The organism is Rhizobium sp. Root491, assembly GCF_001427205.1.
In the GTDB taxonomy this organism is placed as follows: Bacteria; Pseudomonadota; Alphaproteobacteria; order Rhizobiales; family Rhizobiaceae; genus Agrobacterium; species Agrobacterium tumefaciens.
The window spans coordinates 186709-195774 of record NZ_LMFF01000020.1; the positions used below are offsets into that span (position 1 = coordinate 186709).

The following is a 9066-nucleotide window of genomic DNA, read 5'->3' on the forward strand; positions in this document are numbered from 1 at the left end:
GAGATCACTAGAGGCTGACGCCCTCCAGTTTCGCGATCAGCGTGTTGCGATCCTCAGCCGATTTCAATCGCACCGTTAGAGCTTCGCTCTTAACCGGTACCTGGGGCGGCAGAGAGACGGCAATGCCGGGAATATTTTCGGCAGCCCACCGCCTGAAACGAGGCAACTTGTTGGGGCCGCTGATAGGAAGGGTGTGAATATATCTGAAAGTCATGACTGCTTGTTTCCGAATGCGGGCAATGCCATGGCACAGGCGGCCAGATTTGCTCCGCAGTTTTCGTGTCGGGTTGCGAGAAACCTGACGCCAATGTCGCGGTCGCAACTATTGGCGCCAGGCAATCAGCGTCCGGCACTAACCCTTCGGATAGGAAAGACGTAACGCATGGTGAGCGCGAAACCCGTTAGCTCCATCGTCGGCATGTCAGACACCAGAACCTTGCCGCTCGTTCAACCCCAGGATCAGGCGGCCAGAGTGACGGCGGGCATGCCGACACCCCGGCTCTGCATCGAGTTTCCGTACAAAATCGGCAAGCGCGATATCACTCAGCCTGTCCGCCGCCGCTTGTGGAGAAAACCATCGTCTTTTTCGGTGCGCTTTTTCGCGCCAGTGGGTCAAAGTGCCACGCACGTTCATACCGAATATCGTGACACAGCAGACAAGCTGAGGCCCATCGTTGAGGGTCTTGATGTATCTGTATGTCAATACCGGAGCCGGGGACATGTCGCCAATAATTCCTGCCACCTTGAACGCATGTTGCGAGGCCATGACGAGGGGCGGACATGCTTTCACGAGCGGGCCATTGGGCACGATCCAGCGCTCGCGCTCACGGTCCGTGACAAGCAGCACCTTGCGCTCGCCGTCGCGCCCGATCCGCCAGGGAAGTACTCCGACCTGCTGCAACTGACCTCTGTCATCAGGTGACGAGACGATCCGGCTTGCTGTCGTAGCGCGTGTCATTGTCCTGCGGTCTCCGCAAGCCAGCGAAAGGGCAGCCGGAACTCGTTGCGCTTGCAACTATGAGGCTTGCGTGCGGCTCTCAGTGGAACAGAGGTTTCACACCAAGGGCACCGGGCCGCGGCACCCGGCAGTTGACGGTTGCAGGCAGGGCAGACTGGAAGGGGGCGAGGGTGGGACATTAAAACGCTCCATGGCTACGTCGCGCGAGCGACGCATTACGAACCGCACTTTCAATTGCGTGGTTCCCGGAGCGGCTGGGTCTATGGCGGCGTTAAAGGTTCAGTGCTGCCAGCTCCGGGTTAGGGAACGTGCCTGATCAATAAGCCTGAAAAATAGGGATTTCATGGTCGTTTTCATGATGCTTATCTGGGCAAGGATCGCGTTGACTGCAAGGTGACCTTTTGCCGCACGATAGGAATGATGTCGGACCATTCGCGCCAAATCGTACGTGAACGAACCTCGTGACAACCACTCAGCGGCAACAAGCTCTGCGTCACTTTATAGCCTTACTGTCAGACCCAGAGCTTTTCGCTTGAACGCGCGGACGACGATCGAGACATTGATGGAGGTTTTGCAGACGTAGCTGTTATCGAACAACAGACCTGACCGGTCGTTGCACAGCACTGACGATTCGAGCGCCTGCTCAACTAGGTTGCGCCCCCACTCGTTGTGGAAGAACGTGCTTCCATCGGTAAAGCCAAGCCCGGTGCTCTGGTATGTCGGTCGATCTTGTAGCGATCTTAAGGCGGCAAGATAAGCGGCATCATTGTCCGACCTGCGTCCAGCGATCAATGCTTTTCCCAGAGATTTCCGATCGATGCTGGGACGCCTCCAAATAATGAAGCGGTTCTCAACCAGATCAATGTACTCATCGAGACCAGCAACGGGGATCGAGTGGGCGGCGACAGGTTGATAGAACATGAATGGATCGCTCTCTTCGGCGGCCGCATTCGCCCGGAAACACATAACCGCTTCGAGCGATGCCACTATCTCCGGCCAGGCTTTAAGGACGGAGGACATCACCTGAGGGGCGACTCCAGCCTTCCGCCAGAGTGCATGTATTAAAGCCAGAGCAATCCACCGTGGCTCGCCTGTCGTCTCGTTAGCCGCGTTAGCAATCGGTGCAAGGCAGGCCTCGTCCTCGCATAGGATAGCGGCTACGTCAGCCAGAGTAGCATGATCAAGTCCAAAATTGGGCTTGGCAAGCAGGGCAGGAAACAAGGTGGTAACCTCTGAAAAACGCCTTGTTCTCAACAAAGAGAACAAAGACCAGTGGAGCGACTGAATTGGCGAACGACCCGATCGCACGCGTGCGATCGGGTGACGCTCCTGCTTTGAGGCGCAGCGGCTCCGGTCTGGCTTGAGGTCCAATAATCATCACCGATGCGTTCCTCCCGGACAGCATGAGTCGAGCTGGGCCGCCGCTCGTGATCGCCTAGATGACCCCTAACGCGTCCATAGCTTCCGCGACCCGAACAAATCCGGCGATGTTTGCACCAAGGACGTAATCGCCCGGCGCGCCATATTCCTCGGCGGTTTCCGCGCAGACATCATGGATCGCACTCATGATGTCTGCGAGGCGCGCCTCCGTTTGCTCAAACGTCCAGCTGTCACGGGAAGCGTTCTGTTGCATTTCCAAAGCAGACGTGGCGACCCCTCCTGCATTAGCGGCCTTGCCAGGCGCGAACATGACGCCCGCCGCCTGAAACAACCTTACAGCCTCGGGAGTCGACGGCATATTTGCGCCTTCTCCCACCGCGATGACGTTGTTTCTGACGAGCGTCTTTGCGTCTTTACCAGTCAGTTCGTTCTGCGTTGCACAGGGCATAGCCACGTCACAGGGGACATCCCAGATTGATCCTCCCTCGACAAAGCAAGCATCCGACCCCTTGAGCTTCACGTATTCCGAGATGCGTCCTCGGCGGACCTCCTTGATCTCCTTGACCAGGGCGAAATCTATCCCGCTTTCATCAACGACATAACCGTTTGAATCGGAGCAAGCGACGATCTTCCCGCCGAACTCGCTTACTTTTTCCATTGTATAGATTGCAACGTTGCCCGAACCAGAAACCGATACACGCTTTTCTGAGAAGTCCATTCCTTTGGAGGCCAGCATCCTGCGCACAAAGTAGCTCGCCCCATAACCTGTCGCTTCTTTGCGAGCGCGCGAACCGCCATAGAACAGGGCTTTCCCGGTCAGGACACCCGCCTCAAATCGATTGGTGAGCCTCTTGTACTGGCCAAACATATAGCCAATCTCACGACCGCCGACACCGATGTCGCCAGCGGGAACATCGGTGTATTCGCCAATATGTCTATGAAGCTCAGTCATGAACGACTGACAAAAGCGCATAATTTCGCCATCAGATCGTCCGCGCGGATTGAAGTCGGATCCGCCCTTCCCTCCCCCGATGGGCATACCGGTCAAGGCGTTCTTGAACGTCTGTTCGAATCCGAGGAACTTGATGATACCGACGTTGACCGAGGGATGAAACCGAATGCCGCCCTTATAGGGACCCAAAGCAGAATTGAACTGCACGCGGAATCCGCGATTGATTTGGACCTGACCGTTGTCATCCACCCAAGGTACACGAAAGATGATCTGCCTCTCCGGTTCACAAATCCGCTCGATGAGGGCGTTTTCCGCATAACGCGGATGTTTAGCAATGACTCTTCCAAGGCTCTCCAGGACTTCGCGCACGGCCTGGTGGAACTCGAACTCTCCTGCGTTTCGGCGCAAGACTTCGTTGAGAATGGGTTCGAGTTTTTCGTCGACGTGAACCATCAAATACTCCGTTTTTTTAATAGCTTAAGGAAGATCGGCATGGGCAAGGCAGCCTGATCACTGCCGGCGAGGGTGACTGCCTTGGCTCGTCAGACATCGGGGTTCTTTGACCTCACTCGCTCGGACATCATCGCCTGGAAGTTCGACAGCAGGATTATGCATCCGCCGATGACGACCCAGGCGTCCACGCCTTCTCCGTAAGCGTAGAACCCGACGACCGCAGCCATGGGTACACGCAAAAAATCGATGGGCATGATGACAGATGCATCGAGGCGCTTAAGCGCCTGTGCCTGGCAGTAATGCGCACTCAAAGCACCAACGCCGGCAACCATCATCCACGGAATATCGGACAGGCTGACGTCCCTCCAATCCGTCAACGCGGCCAGCAGTCCCAGCGGCAGTTGAATGAGGATCATCCAGACCACGATGATTGCTGGTGAGCATTCTTTCGTGAGCTGCTTGACGAGAATTAAGGAAAGCCCATAGCCGGCGGCCGCCAGCAGCACTAAACCAGCAGCCGGATCAATGACGCCGAATCCTGGACGCACTATCACCAGAACACCGATGAAACCGCCAAGGGTTGCGAGAAGCCGCGGCCCAGTTAGCTGCTCCTTGAGAAAAAGCCAGGCGAAAAATGCAACCCAGATCGGCATCGTAAATTCGAGTGCAAAGACCGAGGCCAGTGGGAGAGAGACCACGCCGATGGTCCAGAAATACTGGGCGGTGAAGTGAACGACGTTTCGGGCGAGATGCCTTGGAAACAGTTTCTTCTGAAGGATCTGCGGCAGGAGTGACCGTCCCACCAGCAAAATTACGCCGAGACCGACGAGAGCCCGGAAAAACAGCACCTGTCTGATCGACAAGGTCGATGCGAGCTCGCGAGACCCGACAGCCATGCTTATGAAGGACGCCATGCTCAGCGCCATCCAGCCAAGTCCCTGCGCAAAACCTGCCCGCCCCCGCATTCCAGTAAAATGTGTGTCTTTTTCCATGATTGCTCCGGACAGCTTGTGCTGCCGCGATAAGGGAAGCCTTGGTCCACTTTTGTTGGCCAAACATCTGAAGCACCATACGAAACAGATGTTGTTGGTGCGTTCAAAGGGCGGAGGAACGTGCGCAAGCAAGCGCAGACATCCGGTCCTGCAGACCTTTCTTGCGTCGATATCATCGCGTTGAGAGGTGGCTGAAGGCTTCCGCGGCTGCTCGTCGTAAACCGGCACGGCCGACCCGGACGACAGTCAATTGATTTCTGTGTCCATCGCGAGAATTCCACTCCCCGCGCTGCCCGGGCTTAAGGCCCAAGAGCGCCACGCCAACAGGCGTCAATACAGACAAGCGGCCCGCGTCTGCCAGCACTTCATTCGGGAGAACAAGGGTAACCTGGCGTTGCTGCCCCTCTACATCATACGAGACAGTTGATCCTAGGCAGACCGTGTCGAGCGAGACCTGTTCGTCTGCCAAGACCCAGGAGTTTTCCAGCTTCTCACTCAAGTCGGGGCCGACGTCGAAATCATTGGTCAGGGCCACGAGCGTCAGGCGGCTAAGTGTGTGAAAGTCTGTTGCCCCGATTATGGGCATGGTTTGGCTGAGTGAAGACATGTTTATTGTGACCTGCCCAACAACCCCATCGCTAGAGGAAGGGCGTTGACTTGTTTGAAGAGAGACTTGCCGCAGATGGTAAGGCGAACGTATTCACGTAGCCACTCTGGATCCGGCAGGCGACAGTGGCCGGACCCGGTTACGATCCTGCGATGGGGCAGACCCTGAAAGCGCTCACTGCGCGTCTTTTGCTCTCGTTCAACATCAACCTAGCATTTATGGAAGGTGCCATGAAGTCAAGGGCACTTGCCGAGATCAAAAGCGCCGGGCAGCGTCTCACGGAGCGCTTCTTGACTTCCCCCTCAGGCATGCCATGATTAGGGCACCATGTTGAAAATTGGCAATTCACATAAATTTCGCCTCTGCCGAGAGTATCCCGTCGAAGGATACTAGCCCGGGACGTAGACTGCTGTCGCGCGTCTGAACCCGGGCTTTAATCCTGCGGGATTGCGCGACCTCACCCTCCACAAGCAGTCTTTTTAAAACGCAGCTATTCGGCCGGGGTACGAGGCATATGAAATGAACACCACTGATTACACAAAGCCGTCCATCATCGTCCGGCAGACTGACCACGCTCGTCTGACCGCTCTTGCACTCGCGGCACCGGGGCGCGACCTCGACGATGCCGAGAAGTTGCTTATCGAACTTGAGCGTGCTGATGTCGTAGAGGATGACCAGTTCCCCGCAGACGCAGTGGCGGTCGGATCGACGGTATCCTACCTGACGGAAGGCGGAGCCAGAAAGACGGTAACTCTTTGTTACCCCGGCCTCGCCGACATCGAACGCTCAATGGTCAGCGTGCTGACCCCGATTGGAGCTGCTCTTCTTGGTCTTTCTCCCGGACAGCAGATCGAGTGGAAGGGCCGTGACGGGCATTCACACAAGTTGACCGTCCTTGAGGTGATGGCCGACCTAAAGGTCAACGCCTCTTAAGACCCTCATTCCGGATGATACGAGAACCCGTTTAAAAATTGACGGCGACCGTCCGCATCCACCGATTGACGAGGTCACAATTCAAACGTCGCGAGTAATCGCGACTAGGTAAGCGCGAATTTCTGTGCACCTTCTGAAGCGCAGTGCTCTGATGCATGAAGTGTCCACCAAAAATAGGTGGACACCAAATCATGGACGATACTCCTAAACTGCAGGTGCGGCTTGTTTGCCGCGACGGNGGTAAGCGCGAATTTCTGTGCACCTTCTGAAGCGCAGTGCTCTGATGCATGAAGTGTCCACCAAAAATAGGTGGACACCAAATCATGGACGATACTCCTAAACTGCAGGTGCGGCTTGTTGGCCGCGACGGCCGCCGTCGATATGACCCTGCCTCCCGAGACCGGCTTGTCGCAGCGTGTTTAGAGCCCGGCGTTTCGGTTTCGCGTCTAGCTCTGGAGCACGGCGTCAACGCCAATCTCGTTCGCAAGTGGGTGAAGAGAGCCAAAGAAGATAGTGCTTTGCCTGCGGTATCTACGTTCGTTCCGGTTGAGATAGCTACAGATATGCACTCGTCTTCTGCCAGCGGTCCACTGACGAAGGTGGAGCCGGTCGGCAAGCGATCTCATGCATCCAAGCTGAGCGCGGTGCTGCCGAACGGGGTCAGCCTGACGCTGGAATGCAGCGATGTCGATGGTCTGGCGGCAATCATAGGAGCGTTGAGCCATGTTCAGACTGGGCGCTGATCTGAAGGTCTACCTCCATCGGGAACCCATCGATTTCCGCGCGGGCATCAACAGCCTCGCGGTCCTTGTGCAAGAGGTGATGGAGCTAGACCCGTTTGCTCCATCGGTGTTTGCCTTCTGCAATCGCAGGCGTGACCGGGTGAAGCTCTTGTTCTTTGATCGGTCCGGGTTTGTTATGGTCCTGAAGAAGCTAACGGAAGACCGGTTCAGGTGGCCCCGCCGGGAAACTGCGGTGGTGACGCTGACGACAGAGCAACTCCACTGGATCCTCGATGGCATCGATATCGATGCGATGGTCCGCCATCCCGTGCGGCAGTATCAGATTGCTGGCTGAGGATGGCAAATTGCGATTGACGCGCAGGGRCGGTTCAGATTCAAGAATCTGATGACGCGCACCGGCGAACCGAGCATTGCAGAACTGATGGCGCAATTGGCAGCCAATGCTGCCGAAATCGCGGCGCTCAAAGCCGAGAAGGAAGCGCTCTCGCAGCGGGTCGTCAAGCTTGAAGAAGAACTGGCACTGGCAAAGCTGCACCGCTTTGCCCCGCGCAGTGAAAAGCACATTGATCGTCTCTTCAACGAGGCCGAAGAGGCTGCGGTCGAGGATGACAGCGAGGCGGGCGATGTTGTCGAGCTTCCGGACACCGGCCTGCCAGCGGTAGAAGGTCAAACGGGAAAGAAGCGTGGACGCAGGCCTCTGCCGGCAGACCTGCCGCGCGAGCGTGTCGAATACGACCTTGCTGACGATCAGAAGGCTTGCCCCTGCTGCAAAAGCCAAATGCATCGCATGGGCGAAGCCGTTAGCGAGCAGCTCCATATCGAGGTCAAGGCAAAGGTCCTGCAGAACGTACGGTTCAAATACGCTTGCCGGCACTGTGACCGTACAGGGATTAACACGCCTGTCGTAATCGCGCCCATGCCCACGCAACCCCTGCCGGGCAGCATCGCCACCGCGTCGACGCTCGCCTTTGCTCTCGTCCACAAATACGTAGATGGCACGCCGCTCTACCGCGTGGCTCAGACATTCGAGCGTGCTGGCGTTCCGATTAGCCGTGGCGCTCTTGCGCATTGGGTCATCGGCTCGAGCGAGAAGCATCTATATCGCATCTACGATGCCTTGAAGCTGCGGCTGCAATCGCAGTCTCTCATCCATGGCGATGAGACGACGGTTCAGGTGCTGAAGGAAAAGGACAAGGAAGCCACCAGCACGTCGTACATGTGGGCGTACCGCAGCAGCGAGAACAGTGACGAGCCGATCGTGCTTCTCGACTACCAGCCCGGCCGCGGTCAGATTTATCCGCAGACCTTCCTTGGTGACTACCGTGGCATACTCGTCACTGATGGCTACACCGCCTGGCGCACATTGAATGGCGCAACCCATGTCGGATGCATGGCTCACTCCAGGCGGCGCTTCGTTGATGCCCTCAAGACGAGAAAGAATGGTGGCGGCCCGCCGGAGCAAGCTCTCAGGTTCTTCGAACAGCTCTACCGGATCGAAAGGCAGGCGAGAGACAAGACCCCAGATCCAGGCGAGACAAAGGCCGATTGCATTCGCCGTTTCCGCCAGCAGCACAGCCTGCCTGTCCTGAACGCCCTAAAGACGTGGCTCGATAACATCGCGCCGAAGGTCGTACCGGATACCAAGCTCGGCGATGCTGTGTCCTACACCCTGAACCAATGGGATTACCTGACACGTTACACCAGCGACGGCAGGATGCCGATCGATAACAACATTCTGGAACGCGAGATCAGAGTTTTTGCCACCGGTAGGAAATCGTGGCTGTTCAGCGATACCGCTGACGGAGCCAAGGCCAGCGCCGTGATCTACAGTCTCATGCTGACCTGCCGCGCTTGCGGCGTCGATCCACTCTCTTGGCTGCGCCACGTCCTCACTGAGTTACCTCAGCGCGAAGAAACTGCCGACATCGGCGACCTCTTGCCGTTCAACTTCTCCAGGGCAAATGCCCAATAAAGCTAGGTACCGCTAGAACCCGTGCGCGATTACGCCTGAAGAGGCCGTCTAGGCGCATCGAAAATCGCGCTTACGC

General features: G+C 56.9%; 10 protein-coding genes. 4 read left to right on the plus strand and 6 right to left on the minus strand.

All coding sequences use genetic code 11. The features are described 5' to 3' along the window. Positions 1–7 precede the first annotated feature (7 nt). The 6 genes from ASD46_RS26070 to ASD46_RS26095 all read right to left on the minus strand — a co-directional run bounded on the left by ASD46_RS26070 (position 8) and on the right by ASD46_RS26095 (position 5342). On the minus strand, positions 8–214 hold the full coding sequence (locus tag ASD46_RS26070) for a hypothetical protein (protein ID WP_035200907.1): 207 nt from the start codon (positions 212–214) through the stop codon (positions 8–10). A gap of 207 nt (positions 215–421) precedes the next feature. Continuing rightward, complete coding sequence (locus tag ASD46_RS26875) at positions 422–958, minus strand: NUDIX hydrolase (protein WP_082546278.1); 537 nt, start codon at positions 956–958, stop codon at positions 422–424. Between the two features lie 498 nt (positions 959–1456). Beyond that, complete coding sequence (locus tag ASD46_RS26080) at positions 1457–1981, minus strand: hypothetical protein (protein ID WP_323455158.1); 525 nt, start codon at positions 1979–1981, stop codon at positions 1457–1459. Between the two features lie 412 nt (positions 1982–2393). Continuing rightward, positions 2394–3743, minus strand: coding sequence for an NADP-specific glutamate dehydrogenase (gene gdhA, locus ASD46_RS26085; RefSeq protein ID WP_060643039.1), 1350 nt, complete (start codon positions 3741–3743; stop codon positions 2394–2396). An 89-nt stretch (positions 3744–3832) separates the two neighbouring features. Beyond that, positions 3833–4735, minus strand: coding sequence for a DMT family transporter (locus ASD46_RS26090; RefSeq protein ID WP_236735657.1), 903 nt, complete (start codon positions 4733–4735; stop codon positions 3833–3835). Between the two features lie 172 nt (positions 4736–4907). Further along, positions 4908–5342, minus strand: coding sequence for a GreA/GreB family elongation factor (locus ASD46_RS26095; protein ID WP_060643041.1), 435 nt, complete (start codon positions 5340–5342; stop codon positions 4908–4910). 519 nt (positions 5343–5861) lie between these two features. Between ASD46_RS26095 and rnk the strand changes: the two genes are divergently transcribed. From rnk to tnpC, 4 genes are all read left to right on the plus strand, one after another. Continuing rightward, positions 5862–6275, plus strand: a complete 414-nt coding sequence (gene rnk / locus ASD46_RS26100) for a nucleoside diphosphate kinase regulator (RefSeq protein WP_060643042.1) — start codon at positions 5862–5864, stop codon at positions 6273–6275. A gap of 323 nt (positions 6276–6598) precedes the next feature. Continuing rightward, on the plus strand, positions 6599–7018 hold the full coding sequence (gene tnpA / locus ASD46_RS26105; protein WP_082546279.1) for an IS66-like element accessory protein TnpA: 420 nt from the start codon (positions 6599–6601) through the stop codon (positions 7016–7018). Then, the gene (gene tnpB, locus ASD46_RS26110; RefSeq protein WP_012477958.1) at positions 6999–7352 is read left to right on the plus strand and encodes an IS66 family insertion sequence element accessory protein TnpB; all 354 of its coding nucleotides are present in this window, start codon (positions 6999–7001) and stop codon (positions 7350–7352) included. The genes tnpA and tnpB overlap by 20 nt, the downstream gene beginning before the upstream one ends. Positions 7353–7403: 51 nt before the next feature. Further along, complete coding sequence (tnpC, locus tag ASD46_RS26115) at positions 7404–8990, plus strand: IS66 family transposase (protein ID WP_060643043.1); 1587 nt, start codon at positions 7404–7406, stop codon at positions 8988–8990. The last annotated feature ends 76 nt before the right edge of the window (positions 8991–9066 follow it).

Excerpts from the sequence above, each read along its gene's own strand:
- ASD46_RS26070 (WP_035200907.1), bottom strand. The coding sequence starts at position 214 with ATGACTTTCAGATATATTCACACCCTTCCTATCAGCGGCCCCAACAAG.
- ASD46_RS26875 (WP_082546278.1), bottom strand. The coding sequence starts at position 958 with ATGACACGCGCTACGACAGCAAGCCGGATCGTCTCGTCACCTGATGAC.
- gdhA (WP_060643039.1), bottom strand. The coding sequence starts at position 3,743 with ATGGTTCACGTCGACGAAAAACTCGAACCCATTCTCAACGAAGTCTTG.
- ASD46_RS26090 (WP_236735657.1), bottom strand. The coding sequence starts at position 4,735 with ATGGAAAAAGACACACATTTTACTGGAATGCGGGGGCGGGCAGGTTTT.
- ASD46_RS26095 (WP_060643041.1), bottom strand. The coding sequence starts at position 5,342 with ATGTCTTCACTCAGCCAAACCATGCCCATAATCGGGGCAACAGACTTT.
- rnk (WP_060643042.1), top strand. The coding sequence starts at position 5,862 with ATGAACACCACTGATTACACAAAGCCGTCCATCATCGTCCGGCAGACT.
- tnpA (WP_082546279.1), top strand. The coding sequence starts at position 6,599 with ATGGACGATACTCCTAAACTGCAGGTGCGGCTTGTTGGCCGCGACGGC.
- tnpB (WP_012477958.1), top strand. The coding sequence starts at position 6,999 with ATGTTCAGACTGGGCGCTGATCTGAAGGTCTACCTCCATCGGGAACCC.
- tnpC (WP_060643043.1), top strand. The coding sequence starts at position 7,404 with ATGACGCGCACCGGCGAACCGAGCATTGCAGAACTGATGGCGCAATTG.